Annotated in this window: 15 protein-coding genes; 3 read left to right on the forward strand and 12 right to left on the reverse strand. The window is 70.4% G+C overall.

Going from position 1 to position 15,607, the window contains the following annotated elements; all coding sequences use genetic code 11:
- The 4 genes from ugpE to GWK16_RS12175 all read right to left on the reverse strand — a co-directional run bounded on the left by ugpE (position 1) and on the right by GWK16_RS12175 (position 4,405).
- Positions 1 to 897, reverse strand: coding sequence for a sn-glycerol-3-phosphate ABC transporter permease UgpE (gene ugpE / locus GWK16_RS12160; RefSeq protein ID WP_170054223.1), 897 nt, complete (start codon positions 895 to 897; stop codon positions 1 to 3).
- Positions 897 to 1,778: a sn-glycerol-3-phosphate ABC transporter permease UgpA gene (gene ugpA, locus GWK16_RS12165; RefSeq protein ID WP_170054224.1), complete on the reverse strand. Its 882-nt coding sequence runs from the start codon at positions 1,776 to 1,778 to the stop codon at positions 897 to 899. Before ugpA ends, ugpE begins: the two co-directional genes overlap by 1 nt.
- Positions 1,779 to 1,806: 28 nt before the next feature.
- Positions 1,807 to 3,156: a sn-glycerol-3-phosphate ABC transporter substrate-binding protein UgpB gene (ugpB, locus tag GWK16_RS12170; RefSeq protein ID WP_170054225.1), complete on the reverse strand. Its 1,350-nt coding sequence runs from the start codon at positions 3,154 to 3,156 to the stop codon at positions 1,807 to 1,809.
- 73 nt (positions 3,157 to 3,229) lie between these two features.
- On the reverse strand, positions 3,230 to 4,405 hold the full coding sequence (locus tag GWK16_RS12175; RefSeq protein ID WP_170054226.1) for a diaminopropionate ammonia-lyase: 1,176 nt from the start codon (positions 4,403 to 4,405) through the stop codon (positions 3,230 to 3,232).
- Positions 4,406 to 4,544: 139 nt separating this feature from the next.
- Here GWK16_RS12175 and denD point away from each other — a divergent pair, with 139 nt between their 5' ends.
- Positions 4,545 to 5,528, forward strand: a complete 984-nt coding sequence (gene denD, locus GWK16_RS12180; protein ID WP_170054227.1) for a D-erythronate dehydrogenase — start codon at positions 4,545 to 4,547, stop codon at positions 5,526 to 5,528.
- On the opposite strand, the gene GWK16_RS12185 is transcribed toward denD, so the two are convergent.
- Positions 5,525 to 5,977: an acyl-CoA thioesterase gene (locus GWK16_RS12185; protein ID WP_170054228.1), complete on the reverse strand. Its 453-nt coding sequence runs from the start codon at positions 5,975 to 5,977 to the stop codon at positions 5,525 to 5,527. The genes denD and GWK16_RS12185 overlap by 4 nt on opposite strands.
- Positions 5,978 to 6,099: 122 nt before the next feature.
- Between GWK16_RS12185 and GWK16_RS12190 the strand changes: the two genes are divergently transcribed.
- Together GWK16_RS12190 and GWK16_RS12195 are read left to right on the forward strand one after the other, a co-directional pair.
- Entirely contained in the window at positions 6,100 to 7,068 is a 969-nt protein-coding gene (locus GWK16_RS12190) for a Bug family tripartite tricarboxylate transporter substrate binding protein (RefSeq protein ID WP_170054229.1), read from the forward strand.
- 67 nt (positions 7,069 to 7,135) lie between these two features.
- Positions 7,136 to 8,104 carry a Bug family tripartite tricarboxylate transporter substrate binding protein gene (locus GWK16_RS12195; RefSeq protein ID WP_170054230.1) on the forward strand — a complete coding sequence of 323 codons (969 nt, stop codon included), beginning with the start codon at positions 7,136 to 7,138 and terminating at the stop codon, positions 8,102 to 8,104.
- A 63-nt stretch (positions 8,105 to 8,167) separates the two neighbouring features.
- Here the strand turns inward: GWK16_RS12195 and GWK16_RS12200 are convergent, their stop codons facing one another.
- From GWK16_RS12200 to rutA, 7 genes are read right to left on the reverse strand one after another with little or no spacing between them, the layout of a single operon-like run.
- Positions 8,168 to 9,346, reverse strand: a complete 1,179-nt coding sequence (locus tag GWK16_RS12200) for a M20 family metallopeptidase (RefSeq protein WP_170054231.1) — start codon at positions 9,344 to 9,346, stop codon at positions 8,168 to 8,170.
- Between the two features lie 55 nt (positions 9,347 to 9,401).
- Positions 9,402 to 10,772, reverse strand: a complete 1,371-nt coding sequence (locus GWK16_RS12205) for an amidase (protein WP_170054232.1) — start codon at positions 10,770 to 10,772, stop codon at positions 9,402 to 9,404.
- A 27-nt stretch (positions 10,773 to 10,799) separates the two neighbouring features.
- Entirely contained in the window at positions 10,800 to 11,771 is a 972-nt protein-coding gene (locus GWK16_RS12210) for a tripartite tricarboxylate transporter substrate binding protein (RefSeq protein WP_170054233.1), read from the reverse strand.
- A gap of 38 nt (positions 11,772 to 11,809) precedes the next feature.
- Positions 11,810 to 12,685, reverse strand: a complete 876-nt coding sequence (locus GWK16_RS12215) for a fumarylacetoacetate hydrolase family protein (RefSeq protein ID WP_170054234.1) — start codon at positions 12,683 to 12,685, stop codon at positions 11,810 to 11,812.
- 14 nt (positions 12,686 to 12,699) lie between these two features.
- Positions 12,700 to 13,008 carry a zinc ribbon domain-containing protein YjdM gene (locus tag GWK16_RS12220; RefSeq protein ID WP_168039451.1) on the reverse strand — a complete coding sequence of 103 codons (309 nt, stop codon included), beginning with the start codon at positions 13,006 to 13,008 and terminating at the stop codon, positions 12,700 to 12,702.
- Positions 13,009 to 13,011: 3 nt separating this feature from the next.
- A complete protein-coding gene (locus GWK16_RS12225) occupies positions 13,012 to 14,427 on the reverse strand; it encodes an amidase (RefSeq protein WP_170054235.1) in 1,416 nt (471 codons plus the stop codon).
- Between the two features lie 45 nt (positions 14,428 to 14,472).
- Positions 14,473 to 15,558: a pyrimidine utilization protein A gene (gene rutA / locus GWK16_RS12230; RefSeq protein ID WP_170054236.1), complete on the reverse strand. Its 1,086-nt coding sequence runs from the start codon at positions 15,556 to 15,558 to the stop codon at positions 14,473 to 14,475.
- Positions 15,559 to 15,607: the final 49 nt, after the last annotated feature.

Genomic DNA, 15,607 nt, shown 5'->3' on the forward strand with positions numbered 1-15,607 from the left:
CTATTTCTCCGTCTCGGTCAGGCCCTTGATGAACCAGCGCTGCATCAGCACGACGACAGCGACCGGCGGCAGCAGGGCGAAGACCGCCGTGGTCATGATGAGGTTCCACTCGTTCTGCGTGTCGCCGATGCCGATCATCTTGGTCAGGCCGACGATGACCGTCTCGAGGTCGCGGTTCGACACCATCAGCAGCGGCCAGAGATACTGGTTCCAGCCGTAGATGAAGAGGATGACGAAGAGCGCCGCAATATTGGTCGTCGACAGCGGCAGCACCACGTCCTTGAAGAAGCGCAGCGGGCCGGCGCCGTCGACCTTCGCCGCCTCGACATACTCGTCCGGGATCGTGAGGAAGAACTGGCGGAACAGCAGCGTCGCGGTGGCCGAGGCGATCAGCGGCAGGGTCAGCCCGGTCATCGTGTCGATCAGGCCGAGATCGGTCATCACCTGGAAGGTCGGGATGATGCGCACTTCGACCGGCAGCATCAGGGTGATGAAGATCATCCAGAAGAAGACCATGCGCAGCGGGAAGGAGAAGAACACCACCGCGAAGGCCGACAGCAGGGAGATCGCGATCTTCCCCACTGCGATCAGGATCGCCATGACCAGGCTGTTCCACAGCATGGTGCTGGCCGGCACGGCGAAGGTGTTGCGCCCGCCGCCGCCCTGGAACCAGGCGGTGGTGTAGTTGTGGATGGCCTCCGTACCCGGCAGCAGGGGCACGTCGCCGCGCCCGATCGTGTCGGTATCGTGGGTCGACCCCACGATGGTGATCCAGATCGGCAGCGCGAAGACCGCGATGCCGAGGATGAGGGCCAGATGCGTGAGGAACCGCTCGCGTGCCTTGCGGCGGCGGGAGGCGGCGGCCAGTGCCTCGACGTCGATGGTCGCGGTCGGCATCAGTAGTGCACCCGACGCTCGATGAAGCGGAACTGGACTGCGGTGAGCGCGATGACGATGACCATCAGGATCACCGATTGCGCCGCCGAGGAACCGAAGTTGAGGTTCTGCACGCCGTCGACATAGACCTTGTAGATCAGCGTCTCGGTCGCGTTGCCGGGGCCGCCGCGCGTCAGGGCGTGGATGACGCCGAAGGTGTCGAAGAAGGCGTAGACCAGGTTCACCACCAGCAGGAAGAAGGCGGTGGGCGAGAGCAGCGGGAAGATCACCGTCCAGAAGCGCCGGAACGGCCGCGCCCCGTCGATCGCCGCGGCCTCGAGCACCGAGGTCGGGATCGACTGCAGCCCCGCCAGGAAGAAGATGAAGTTGTAGGAGACCTGCTTCCAGGCCGCCGCGATGACGACCATCGTCATGGCCTGCCCGCCATTCACCCGGTAGTCCCAGTCGATGCCGATGGCGCCGAAGGCGCGGCCCACCAGCCCGATCGAAGGATGGAAGATGAACAGCCACAGCACCGCCGCGAGCGCGGGCGCGACGGCATACGGCCAGATCAGCAGCGTCTTGTAGAGGCCCGCGCCGCGGATCTGCTTGTCCGCCTGCACCGCCAGGAACAGCGCCGCCCCCAGCGCCAGCGCCGCCACCGAGGAGGAGAAGATCACGGTGTTCCAGGCGGCGTTGAGGTAGAGCGCGTCCCCGAACAGGTCGAGGAAGTTCTCGAAGGCGACGAATTCGGTGCGCAGGCCGAAGGCGTCCTGGCGCAGGGTCGACTGCCAGACCGCCATGCCGGCGGGCCAGAAGAAGAAGACGATCGTCACCGCCAGCTGCGGCACGAGCAGCAGGTACGGCAGCGCGACGCCGCGAAAGATGACCTTCTTCCTCACGGTATCCTCCGCGACGTCGCGCCAGGCATCACCCGCGGTTCGCGCGCTCGAAGTTGCGCAGCACCTGGTTGCCGCGCGTGGTGGCGTTCGCGAGTGCCTGCTGGGCGTTCTGCTGGCCCTGGAAGGCGCGCTCGAACTCCTCCTCCATGATCGTGCGGATCTCGACGAAGCCGCCCAGGCGGATGCCGCGGCTGTTGTCCGTCAGCGTGCCGCCGCCGCGGAGCAGCTGCTCAATCGGCACGTCGGCGCCGGGGTTGTCGCGATAGAAGCCCTTCTCGCGCGCGATGGCGTAGGAGGCGCGGCGCACCGGGACGTAGCCGGTGTCCATGTGCCACTGCGCGTCGACCTCGGGGTTGCTGAGGTACTTGAAGAACTCCGCCACGCCCTGGAACTCGTCGCGCGAACGGCCGCCGCCCGCCGCCGGACCCTTGTTCATCACCCACAGGCTGGCGCCGCCGATGATGGAGTTGATCGGCGCGTTCGGCGTGCCCTGGTAGTAGGGCAGCATGGCCACGCCCCAGTCGAAGCGCGCCTCGCGCTGCACGCGGGCGCGGAAGCCGGAGGAGGTGAACATGATCGCCGCCTCCCCGTTCGGGAAGGCAGGCTCGCCGGCGTTGTTGCGGCCGCCGTAGCGGAAGCTGCCGTCCTTCTGCCAGTCCACCAGCGCCTGCATGTGGCGCTGCACCAGCGGGTTGTTGATCCGCAACTCGGTGCCGAGGCCGCCGAAGCCGTTCGCCAGCGTGGCCAGCGGGATGTCGTGGATGGCCGAGAAGTTCTCGATCTGCGCCCAGGTCAGCCAGGCGGTGCTCATCGGCACCGCGGTGCCGCCGCCGGCCTTCAGCTTGGGCAGGATCTCGGCGACGCCTTGCCAGGTCTCGGGGAACTTGTCGGGGTCGACGCCGGCGCGGCGGAAGGCGTCCTTGTTGTACCAGACGATGGTGGTCGAGCTGTTGAACGGCATCGACATCATCCGCCCGTCCGACAGGCTGTAGTAGCCGCGGACGCCGGGCAGGTAGTCGTTGAAGTCGATCTGCACGCCGGTCTCGGACAGCAGCTCGTGCACCGGCTTCACGGCGCGGCCGGCGCCCATCATGGTGCCGGTGCCGACCTCGAACATCTGCACGATGTGCGGGGCGTTGTTGGCGCGGAAGGCCGCGATCGCCGCGACCATCGTCTCGGGGTAGGAACCGCGGAAGGTCGGCACCACCCGGTATTTGGTCTGCGTCGCGTTGAAGTCGGTCGCGCGCTTCTCGAGCATGCCGCCGAGCGGCTGCGCGAGGCCGTGCCAGAACTGGATCTCGATCGGCTGCGTCTGGCCGAGGGCGGGCGCGGCGACGCCCAGGGACATCGCCCCGGTCAGCAATGTACGGCGGTGCATAGGGTCGTCCTCTCCCGTTGTGGCGACGCGGCGGCTTATCCGTGCGCCTTTGCCGCGAGATTACAGAACCATGTCAGTTCGATGAAGGGGTGTGTCCGACCAGGCGGGCATAGACCTCGGGATCGGTCGCCCCCTCGGTCCCGAACAGGAGGACGCGGCTCGTCTCGTCAAGCCCAAGGGCGGTACGGGCGAAGGGTTCCCGCGCCGCCAGCAGCAGGGCGGCGAGGCCCGCGACCGCGCTTTCCCCCGCCACCACGGGCGGCTGGCGGGCGGCGAGCACCTTCATGCAGTCCACCGCACTGCCATCCGTCACCGCCGCGAAGGCGAAGGCCCCGCGCTCGAGTTCCTGCCAGGCCAGGAGCGACGGCTCCCCGCAGGCGAGCCCCGCCATCAAGGTGTCGAGGTCGCCCTCGACCGTGGTCGGCTGGCCGGCCTCGGCACTGGCGAGCAGACAGGCCGCCTTGTCGGGCTCGGCGACGATGACCTTCACCGCGGTGCCGAAGCGCGACCGCATTTGCGAAGACACCGCGGCGGCGACGCCGCCGACGCCGCCCTGGATGAAGACATGGGTCGGCGCCGCGCCGAACTGGTCGGCGGCCTCGTCGGCCATGACGCGATAGCCCTGCATGACGTCGCGCGGCACCTCGGTGTAGCCGGGATAGGAGGTGTCGGAGACGACGAACCAGCCATTGGCGTCGGCCTGCTTCTGGGCTTCCCGCACCGCGTCGTCGTAATTGCCGGGGACGACGCGGATCTCGGCACCCCATTTCGCGATCGCGTCGCGGCGGCCCTGGCTGACGTGCTCATGGACGAAGATGACGCAGCCGGCGCCGAAGCGCTGCGCGCCCCAGGCGACCGAGCGGCCATGGTTGCCGTCCGTCGCGCAGCAGACGGTGATGGCGCGCGTCGCCTCCTTGTGGGTGCCGTCCATCAGCTCGGCCGCGGTCGCCGCATTCACGACGCCGCGCCGGGCGAGTTCCGCCTGCAGCAGCCGCATCACGGCGTAGGCGCCGCCCAGCGCCTTGAAGGAGCCGAGGCCGAAGCGGCCGCCCTCATCCTTGTAGGCCACGCGCGCGACGCGCGCCGCCGTGGCGGCGTCCGGCAAATCCACCAGCGGGGTCGGGGCGTAGCCGGGCCAGGAGGCGATCTCCTCCTTCGCGCGGCGGAAGCCGGAATCCGGCAGCACGACGACGCCCGGCGTGCCGTGGCGCCGGTTCACGAGGAAGCGGAAAGGGGTGGTCGGGATCATGGTCGGCCCTCCAGTCGCGGGGCATGTGGCACGGGAAGCGGGCGGCAGGCAAAGGTGCCAGGCCCGAGGCTAGGCCCCGCGCGCGGTCCGGTGTAGGCGAAGGCGACGGGGCCCGGCCCCGGGGAGGACAGGAGCGACGATGCGCATCACGATTCTCGGCGGCGGCGGTTTCCTCGGCAAGAAGCTGGCGGCGCGCCTGGCCCGCGACGGCAGCCTCGGCGGCAAGCCGATCACCGGGCTGACGCTGTTCGACCTGGCCGCCCCGCCGGCGCCGTCCGCCCCCTTCCCCGTGCAGTGCCTCGGCGGCGACGTCGCGGATCCGGCGGCGGTCGCGGCGGCAATCCCCGCGGGCACCGAGGTGGTCTTCCACCTCGCCGCCGTGGTCAGCGCGGCGGCCGAGGCCGATTACGACCTCGGCATGAAGGTGAACCTGAACGGCACCCTCGCGGTGCTGCAGGCCTGCCGGGCGCTCGGGACGAAGCCGCGCGTGATCTTCACCTCCTCCGTCGCCTCCTTCGGCGGCGGGCAGGATGCGGTGGTGCCGGACGATGGGCGCCAGGTGCCGACGAATTCCTACGGCGCGCAGAAGGCGATCGGCGAATTGCTGCTGCAGGACGCGACGCGCAAGGGCTTCCTCGACGCCGTCAGCATCCGTCTGCCGACGGTGATGGTGCGGCCCGGGCGACCGAACAAGGCGGCGTCCTCCTTCGTCTCGGCCATCCTGCGCGAGCCGCTGCTGGGCCTGTCCACCGACTGCCCGGTGCCGCCGGAATTCGCCGTCTGGATCTGCTCCCCGCGCAGCGCGATGGAGTGGTTCCTGCACGCGGCGACGATGGACACCTCCGCCATGGGCATCGACCGCGGGATCAACCCGCCGGGGCGCAGCGCGACGGTGGCCAAGATGCTCGGCGCGCTGGAGGCCGTCGCCGGCCATGCCGCGCGCGAGAAAGTCGGCTTCGTCTTCGACAAGGAGGTCTTCGACATCGTGGTCGGCTGGCCCGCGGCCTTCGAGGCCGAGCGCGCCCGGCGCCTCGGCTTCGCCGAGCAGGAATCGCTCGAGGACCTGGTGCGCGCCTTCATCGAGGACGACCTCGCCGCGACGAAGGCGGAACGGGGGCTCTAGACCTCCGCCACCGCGCCGTCGCGTTCCGCCATCAGCTGGCGCATCGCGTCGTCGATCTCGGCCTTCCGGCCGGTCGCGTTGTCGATGACGACGCAGAGCGCGCGCGCCGAGCAGAGCAGCCCGTCGCCCTCCCGCCACATCCCGTACTGATGGACGAAGGAGGTCCGGCGGAAGGAGGCGGTGCGGACCGTCAGCAGCACCTTGTCCCGGAAATGGCCGGGCGTGTGGTACTTCACCTCGAGCGAGCCCACGACCGGCCCCGGCGCGGTGGCCGAGAAGGACCCGCCGGCCCCGACCCACCATTCGATGCGCATGTCCTCGAACAGCGTCAGGTACGCGGCGTGGTTCACATGGGCATAGATGTCGCATTCCGCCCAACGGACCACGTGTTCCCGCCAGAGCCCCCACTGGCCCTCGACCCCGAAGCGCTCGCGCAGCGCAGCGTCCATGACGCGCCCTCTCCCTCTGCCGCGGCGCACTGTGGCGCGGCGCGGGCAGGCGGGAAAGACGCCGCTTGATCATCCATGACGCGCGGGCGAGGATTCGGGCAACCGGGATGGGGAGGTCATGAATGTTCGCGCGCCGCCACCTGCCGCTGGCAGGGCTCGGATTGTCGCTGCCGGCCCTGCGCAGCGCGCGGGCCGCCTGGCCCGCCGACCGGCCCATCGAATGCATCGTCCCCTTCCCGCCCGGCGGCGGCGTGGACGCGGTGGGGCGCTTCGCGACGCATCAGATCACGCCGCGGCTGCCGGGCGTGCGCTTCGTCGTCAGCAACCGGCCCGGCGCGTCCGGGCAGCTTGGCATGGAGGCGATCTTCAACGCCGCGCCGGATGGCTACACGATCGGGGCGATCGGCAGTCTCAACGTGTCGACCCTGCCGCTCGAGCGGCCCGTGCGATGGAAGGCGGAGGAGTTCACCTACATCGCGAACATCGTCGACGACGCCTGCGGGTTGTGGGTGCTGGCGAATTCGCCCCTCCGCAGCCTTGCGGACCTGGTCGCGGCGCTCAAGCGCCGGCCGGAGAGCGTGTCGGTGGGTAGCGCGGCGGGCGTCGGCTCCGACGACCACCTCGTGCTGCTGGGGCTCGAAGAGAAGGCCGACATCCGCGCCCTGCACGCGCCCTTCAACGGCACGGCGCAGGTGCAGCGCGACCTGCTCGGCGCGTCGGTCGACGTCGCCTCCTTCAACATGAGCGAGGGCATCGCGCTGATGCGCGAGGGACGCATCCGCTGCCTCGGGCAGGCCTCGCCGACGCGCTGGTCCGCGGTGCCCGACGTGCCGACCTTCCGCGAGCAGGGCTTCGATGTGGTGATCGGCTCGGCCCGCGGCATCGTCGGTCCGCCGGGCTTCCCGCCGGAGGCGGCGCGCGCCATGGAGGGCGCCTTCGCCGCGGCCTTCGCCGATCCCGCCTTCACCGAGGCCGCGGAGCGCATCTCCCTTCCGCTGCGCCCGCTGGTCGGCCAGGCCTATCGCGACATGGTGCTGAACGAAGGGGAGTTGGTTCGGGCGATGTTCGCGCGGCGGCCCTGGCGGCGCTGAAATCCTTGCGGCGGCGTTCCGGCGCCGCCTAGCCTGCCCGGCAAGCACATACCGGGAGGACACCAGCATGACGACGCGTCGCGCCCTGATCGCCGGGGCGGGAGTTCTCGCCGCGCCGCTGCCGTTGCGCGCCCAGCCCGCCTGGCCGGCCGACCGGCCGGTCGAGGTGATCGTGCCCTTCCCCGCCGGCGGCGGCGTGGACGTGATGACGCGCCTCGTCATGCCGCTGGTCGCGGCGCAGATCCCGGGCCTGCGGCCGGTGGTGGTCAACCGTACCGGCGCGGCCGGGCAGATCGGGCTCGAGGCGCTCTTCAACGCCGCCGGCGACGGCTACACCATCGGGGCGACGACGATCCCGGCGCACAACGCGATCCCGCTGGAACGCCAGGTGCGCTACCGCGCGATGGACTTCACCTTCCTCGCGAACATCGTCGAAGATGCGAATGCCTTCTACGTCCGCGCCGAGAGTCCCTTCCGCAGCGTCGCCGACGTGGTTGCCGCGGCGCGCGCGCGGCCAGGGCAGGTCACCTATGGCACCACGGGCATCGGCAGCGACGACCATCTGTTCATGCTGGCCTTCGAGGCCGCGGCGAATGTGCCGCCGATGGTGCAGATCCCGTTCGCGGGCGCGGCGCCGCTGATCCCGCAGCTGCTCGGCGGGAACATGGACCTCGCGGCGATCAACGTGAACGACGCGCTGCAGCTGAAGCGGGAGGGGAAGCTGCGCATCCTCGCCCAGGCCGCCGCGCGGCGTCAGCCCGAGGCCGCCGACGTCCCGACCTTCCGGGAGGAAGGCCTCGACGTCATCGCCGGGGCGAGCCGCGGCATCGTCGGCCCGCCGAACATGCCCGCGCCCGTCGTCGCGCGCCTCGAGGCCGCCTTCCGCACTGCCGTGAACGACGAGGGCTTCCGCCGCGAGGCCGAGCGCCAGTTCATGCCGCTGCGCCCCTTGTTCGGCGCCGAGTACAAGGCTTTCGCGCAGGGCGTCGACGACAACCTCCGCCGCCTCTGGCAGGTCCGCCCCTGGCGCGGCTGACCCAAGTAACCAAAGAAGGTTAAGGGGGCGCGGGGGAGAAGTTCCCTTCTCCCCCGCTTCTTCTCAGAGCCCCGCCTGATCGATCCGCAGGATCGCCCGCGCCATGGCCTGGGCCCGCGGCACGAAGCTCTCGACCTCGAGGTATTCCTCCGGGCTGTGCGCCAGACCCCCGACGGGCCCGACGGCGCAGAGCGTCGGCGCGCCGAGTGCCGCGGTGAATCCGGAATCCGCGCAGCCCCCGGTGAACTCCCCTTCCACCTTCAGACCCGTATCGGCCGCGGCCGCCTGATAGACCTTGAACACGCGGTCCGAGGCCGGCGTCGGGTTCAGCGGCAGGAACTCGCCCTTGATGGTGAGCACGGACTTCGTCCCGGGCACGTAGGCGCGCGCGACGATGTCGTGGATCTTGCCCATGATCTCGTCGCGGTCGGCGGGCTCGATGTAGCGCAGGTCGATCTGGAACTGGCAGTTCGGCGCGGTGGTATTCACCGACTGCCCGCCCTGGATCAGGCCGACGTTGAGCGTGATCCCGCGCTTGAGGTCCGTCAGCGCATGGATGGCGACGATCTTGTTCGCCGCCTCCCCGATGGCGCTGATGCCCGCTTCGAAATTGCCGCCCGAATGCGCGGCCTTGCCTTCGATGTCGACGACGCTGAACACGCCGCCCTTGCGCGCCTTCACGACATTGCCCGAGGCGCGGCCCGGCTCGCTGTTGAAGACGACGCGCGCGTTCTTCGCCTCGGCCTCGATGACGGGGCGGCCTTCGGGGCTCCCGATCTCCTCGTCACCGGTGAAGAGCCCGACGAGCGGGCCCGGCGCGCCGCCGAACTTCGCGAAGGCGGCGAGGACGAACATGTTCATCACGATGCCGGCCTTCATGTCCGCGACGCCGGGGCCGTAGGCGCGCCCGCCCTTGATCGTGAACGGGCGACGTTCCGGCTCGCCCTTCGGGAAGACCGTGTCGCGATGACCCATCAGCACGATGTTGCTGCGCTGGTTGCCGGTGCCGAGGGCATGGCCGCCCTCGACGATGCCGCGGATGCAGTCGCCGTGCTTCTGCTGCGGCAAGGTCTCCGTGGGGATGCCGTGGGAGGCGAGGAAGCGCTTCACCTGCGTGCCGGTGCGGTCGACGCCGTCCTTGTCGTAGGACCCGCCATCGGTGTTCACCATCTCGGCAAGTTCGGCGAGCATCGCGTCCTTCTGCGATGCCAGCCAGGCGGTGATCTGCGCTTCCGTGCTCATGGGCATTCTCCTTGTGGGGCGGAGGATCGCACCGTCGCCGCGCCGCGCAAGGGGCTCAGAGCGACGGCCAGCGATGCGCCCAGGGATGCGCGGCCTCGTATTGCCGCGCGAGCGCGATCAGCCGCCAATCGGCGCCAAAGGGCCCGATGAGCTGCACGCCGATCGGCAGACCATCCGGCGCGGGATCGACCGGGACGTTCAGTCCCGGCAGGCCGCCCGCATTCACGATGCCGGTGAAGGCGCGGTGATGGGGCGGGCCGAATTGCGTCGCATCCCAAGGCAGCGCGCCGGCCGAGGGCGTGACGATCACGTCCCAGCTGCGGAAGGCGACGGCGAACTGGGCCTGCACCTCGCGGAACGCGTTCAGCGCCTCGATGTAGTCGGCGACGGTGAAGCCGGCCGCCTGGTCCATCATCTCCTCGTAGATCGCGCCGATGCGGCCGCGCCAGTCCCGGTCGCGCAGCAGCCAGGAGAGGCCCGAGGCCGTCAGCACCGGCCAGTGCCGGTCAAAGAGGGCGAGGTCCACGGGCATCGTCCCTTCCTCGACGCGATGCCCGAGCGCGGCGAGGTTGCGCGCGGCGCCGGCGCAGGACGCCGCGACGGGCGCATCCACCTCCCAATCTCCGAAGCGCGGCACGTAGAGGATGCGCAGCCCCGCGGGCGGCGGCGGTTCCTCATGCGGGCCGGGAACGCCAACGGACAGCCGGTCCTCATCCAGCGGCCCCTGGATGACCGACAGCACCGTCGCGAGGTCATCCACCGTACGCGCAAGCGGCCCGATCACCTCGGCATCGTCGAGGATGACCGGCAGCCCGTTGCGCCGCGCGACGCGCCCCGCGGTCGGCTTAAGCCCCAGCAGTCCGCAATGCGAGGCCGGCCGCCGGATCGACCCGCCCCCATCGGTGCCGAGCGTCACCGGCCCGAAGCCCGAGGCAACCGACGCCGCGCCACCGCCCGTCGAAGCGCCCGGCGTCAGCGCCGTGTTCCAGGGATTGCGCGTGGTGCCGAAGGATTTGGTGTCGCAGTTCCCGCGCCCGAGCGTGAACTCCGACACGTTGGTCTTGCCGAGGATCACCGCGCCACCGGCGCGCAGGCGAGCGACCGGCGTCTCGTCGGCCTCGGGGACGTAGTCGAGGTAGAGCTCGCTGCCCCAGGCGCAGCGCAGCCCGGCGACCGTGATGTTGTCCTTGATCGAGACCGGCACGCCATCCAGCGGCCCGAGCGGCCGGCCGGCGGCGAAGCGCGCATCGGCCGCCGTCGCCGCCGCCAGCGCGCCCGCCTCATCGAGCGTCGCGAAGGCGTTCAGCTTCGGGTTCGCCGCGGCGATGCGGTCGAGCACCGCGCGCAGCGCCGCGCCAGGCGTCAGGCTGCCATCGCGATAGCGCGCGGCGAGTGCCGTCGCCGGTAGCTGCCAGATCTCGGTCATGCGGCCCCCTTCGTGTCGGAGGGAAGCCTACTCGATCTTGCCGAGGGCGCGCACCACGCGGACCAGGCGCGCGGCGTCCTCGCCATAGAAGCGCTGGAACGCCTCGCCGTCGCGATGGTCGATGGTGTTGCCGCTGGCTTCCATCGCGCGACGGAACTCGGGATCGGCGGACACCAGGCGCGATGCGTCGCGGATGCGCGCGATGACCGGCGCGGGCGTGGCCGCGGGCGCAAAGAGCCCGACCCAGATGTAGAACTCGCAATCCGGGAAGCCCTTCTCGATCAGCGTCGGCACCTCCTCGAAGCCAGCGAGGCGCGTGCGCCCCCAGGTCGCGATCGGCCGCAGGGCGCCGCTGCGCACATGCGGCGCAATGGGACCAGGCCCCGAGGCCAGGCAGTTCACCTGGCCCGCGAGCAGCGCCGTCAGCGCGGGCCCACCGCCCTGGAAGGGTACGTGCAGCATGTCGAGCCCCGCCGCCTGGCTCAACTGCGCCATCGGCACATGCAGCGCCGAGTAGTTGCCCGCCGAGGAATAGGAGACCTGCCCAGGGCGCGCCTTCGCATCGGCGATGAACTGCTCGATGGTGCGGATGGGGCTCGCGGACGGCACCACCAGCACGGTGGGATCGGCGGAGAACAGCGCGATCGGCGCCAGCATGTCGGGCGTGTAGGTCGGCTCGCGACCGTTCACCCGCGCGGCCTCGGGCAGCAGTGCCATGGAGGAGAGCGCCATCAGCAGCGTGTAGCCGTCCGGCGTCGCGCGCGCGACCGAGGCGTTCCCGATCGCCCCCGCCGCCCCGCCGCGGTTCACGATCGGCACCGCGACGCGCCATATCCGCTCGAGCGCCGCCGCCACCGGCCGCCCCACCACATCCGCCTGCCCGCCCGGCGGGAAGGCGACGACCATGCTGAGGGGGCGCGTGGGGAAACTCTCCTGCGCCCGCGCCGCGCCCGCGAAGGCGGCAACGGCGGCGGAGCCGATCAGGACGCGACGCTTCATTCTCTTCTTTCCTCCCGGTTGGTCTCGTTGGCCTCAGGTCACGCGACGGGGTTCTCCAGCACGCCGATGCCGGGCACCTCGATGCGCACCTTGTCGCCGGGCTTGAGGAATCTCGGCGGCGAGAAGCCGATGCCCACGCCCGCCGGCGTGCCGGTCGCGATGATGTCCCCCGGTTCCAGCGTGATCGCCGCGCTGATCGTCGCGATCAGGGTCGGGATGCCGAAGATCAGGTCGTCGACCGGCGCCCGCTGGCGCAGCTCGCCATTCACCCAGGTCGAGATCGCGAGCTTCGGCGGCGTCCCGGCGGCATCGGCCGTCACGATCGCCGGGCCCATCGGGCAGAAGCCGTCGATGCCCTTGCCGAGGATCCACTGGCGATGCTTGTGCTGCAGCGTGCGCGCGGTGACGTCGTTGACGATGGTGTAGCCGAAGACGTGCCCGTAGGCGTCGGCCTCGCTGATGCCGCGGCCGCCCTTGCCGATGACGACGGCGATCTCGCCCTCGTAATCCGTGCTGTTCGAGGAATCGAGGAAGGAGGGGATCGGGTCGTGCGGGCCGATCACGCTGGTGGGCGGCTTGCTGAACACGACCGGTGCCTCGGGCACCACTTCCTTCGCCGTGGCGTCGAAGCCGCTGTTCGCGAATTCCTTCGCGTGCTCGTGGTAGTTCTTGCCGACGCAGAAGACGTTCTTCGCCGGGCGCGGGATGGGCGCGAGGATCGTGGCCCCTTCGGCGACCGGCGCCTTCCCTTCCGCCGCGCGGGCGGCCGCCAGCGTGGCGGCGCCACCCGCGATCAGCGCCAGCATGTCGCGCGGCAGCGCCGCATCGGCAGCGGCCAGGTCGAGCACCTTGCCCGCCTCGTCCAGCGCGCCGAGGCGCGTGCCCTTCCCGTCCTTGAACGTCACCAAACGCATGAAAATCCTCCCGATCAGCGCTTGCGCACGAATTCGGTGCGCAGCACCAGGCCCTTGATGCCTTCGTAGCGGCAGTCGATCTCCTCGTCATTCTCCGTCAGGCGAATGGAGCGGATAACCGTGCCCTGCTTCAGGGTGGTGCTGGTCCCTTTCACCTTCAGGTCCTTGATGAGGGTGACCGAATCGCCATCCGCCAGGACATTGCCCGCCGCATCCCGCACGCGGGACTTCGCGGCCTCGGCCGCCGCGGCGGCCACCTCCGAGGCGGGGCGCCATTCGCCGCTGGCCTCGTCATAGACGTAGTCGTCACCGTCGCCAGACATGCGTCAGCCCCGCTGCGGCGCGGTTTCGGCGGGATTGGCGAGCGGCAGCGTCGCCGCGCGTTCCAGCGCCCGCGCGCCGCGGAAGGCCAGGTCGTCGCGATAGAGAGGTGCCACCACCTGCACCGCGCGCGGCATGCCCTCCCCGTCCAGCGCCACCGGCACGCTGATCGCGGGCTGGCGGGTCAGGTTGAAGGCGAAGGTCCAGGGTGCCCAGTCGCGCCACAGGGCCAGTTCCGGCTGCACCGTCGGCTGGTCGGCGTCGAAGGCCGCGGTTGGCGTGCAGGCGGTCAGCACCAGGTCGTAGCGCTGGTGAAAGCGCGCCATGGCGTGCGCGGCCTCGAGGCGCATCGCCTCGGCCGCCAGGTAGTCCACGGCCGACATGTCGCCGTTCTTCCGCGCGACCTCGAGGATGCCGGCATCGAGCATCCCGTGCTTCTCCTCCGGGATGGTCGCGACGACGCGGGACAGGGCGACGCCCCAGACGCGGCCGAAGATCGCGCGGGTATCGGGCAAGCCGGGATCGGCTTCCTCGACGATCGCGCCCTGCTCGGCGAGCATCTGCGCGGCACCCGCCAGCACCGCCTCGCCATCCGCGTCGAGCGGCGGCTCGAAGCCCATGCGCCGCACCACGGCGACGCGCATGCCCGCGACGCCATCCTCGATCCCCTGGCGCCAGTCGCGCGGTTCGTCCGGCAGGCAATAGGGATCGCGCAGGTCGAATCGCGCCATGGCCGAGAACATCAGCGCCGCGTCGCGCACCGTGCGCGTCATCGGCCCGGCCACCGCGACATGCCCGAAGGCGCCCAACGGCCATTGCGGGATGCGCCCGAAGGAGGGCTTCACGCCGACCAGCCCGCAGAAGGCCGCCGGGATGCGGATCGACCCGCCGGCGTCGGTGCCGATGTGCAGCGGCCCGAAGCAGGCCGCGCCCGCTGCCCCGGCGCCGGAGGACGACCCGCCGACCGTGCGCTGCGGGTTCCACGGATTGCGGGTGATGCCGTTCAGCGGGCAGTCGCCCGGCGACTTCCAGCCAAACTCCGTGGTCGTCGTCTTGCCGAGGATGACGGCGCCGCTTTCCTTCAGCCCCATGACCGAGGGCGCATCCTCGGTCGCCGGCGTCGTGTCGGTGGTGCGGCTGCCGCGGCGGGTCGGGAAGCCGGCCAGGTTCAGCAGGTCCTTCACCGTCGCCGGCACGCCGTCGAGGGGCCCGATCGGCCGCCCGGCGGCCCAGCGCGCCTCGCTCTCGCCCGCGGCCTGCAGGGCGCGCGGGTTCATGGCGGCGAAGGCGTTGACCCAGGGGTTGTAGCGGGCGACGCGCTCCATCACGGCCTTCAGCGCCTCGACCGGCGACAGCGCACGGCGGGCGTAGAGGCCGAGGAGCGTCTCGGCGGACATCAGGGCGGGATCGGTGTCGGACATGGGGCCACCATGTCCCCCGATCCCGCGCCGTTCAAGCCGGGGCGGTCATTCCGCGGCCAGCGGCAGCCTGTCCCTGCGGCAGTCCATCAGCGGCTGGATGCGCTTGCCAAAGGTGTCGAGGCCTTCGAGGAAGTCGTCGAAGGTCAGCATGATCCCCTTCACGCCGGGCATGGTCGCGATCTCGTCCATCATCCGCGCGACATTGGCGTAGGACCCGACCAGCGTGCCCATGTTCCAGTTGACCGGCGTGGGGGAGCGCAGCACCGCCGCAGCCATGGAGGTATCGGCCGCCGTGGTGTCCTCGGCCGCCTTGCCATGCAGGTAGGCGAGCGCCTCCTTGTCCGCGCCCTCGACATACAGCTTCCACTTCGCCCAGGCGGCCTCGTCCGTCTCGTCGGCGATGATCATGTAGAGCATGTAGGCGCCGATATCGCGGCCGGTCTTCTTCCCAGCCTCGAGCACGCGGGCGGGGACGGAGGCAGCCTTGGTCGGCTCGTTCACGCCCTCGCCGAGGCAGAAGTTGAAGTCGCAGAACTCGGCGGCGAAGGCCATGCCGCGGTCCGACTGGCCCGCCGCGACCACCTTTACGCGGTCCTTCGGGCGCGGCGACAGGACGCAGCCATCCATCTGGAAGTAGTCGCCCTTGAAGTCCGACAGGCCGGTCTCCCAGAGCTGGCGCATGATGGTCACGTATTCGGTGCTGTAGTCGTAGCGCTTGGCGAAATGCTGGTCGCCCGGCCACAGCCCCATCTGGCTGTATTCCTTCGAATGCCAGCCCGAGACGATGTTCACGCCGAACCGGCCGGGGGCGATGGAATCGATCGTGCTCGTCATACGGGCGACGATCGCCGGCGGGATGGTCAGCACCGCGACGGACGCGAACAGCTTGATCCGCGTCGTGACCGCGGCGATGCCCGCCATGAGCGTGAAGCTCTCGAGCCCATGATCCCAGTACTCGGTCTTCCCGCCGAAGCCGTGCAGCTTGATCATCGACAGGGCGAAGTCGAAGCCGTAGCCCTCGGCCTTCTGCACCACCGCCTTGTTGAGCTCGAAGCTCGGCATGTACTGGGGCGAGGTGGCGGAGATGATCCATCCGTTGTTGTTGATCGGGATGAAGACGCCGATGTCCATGCTGCGGCTCCGCTGGCTGTGGACCGCCGGCGCCTGGCGCGCGGCGGAT

The organism is Neoroseomonas marina, assembly GCF_012927745.1.
Lineage (GTDB): Bacteria > Pseudomonadota > Alphaproteobacteria > Acetobacterales > Acetobacteraceae > Neoroseomonas > Neoroseomonas marina.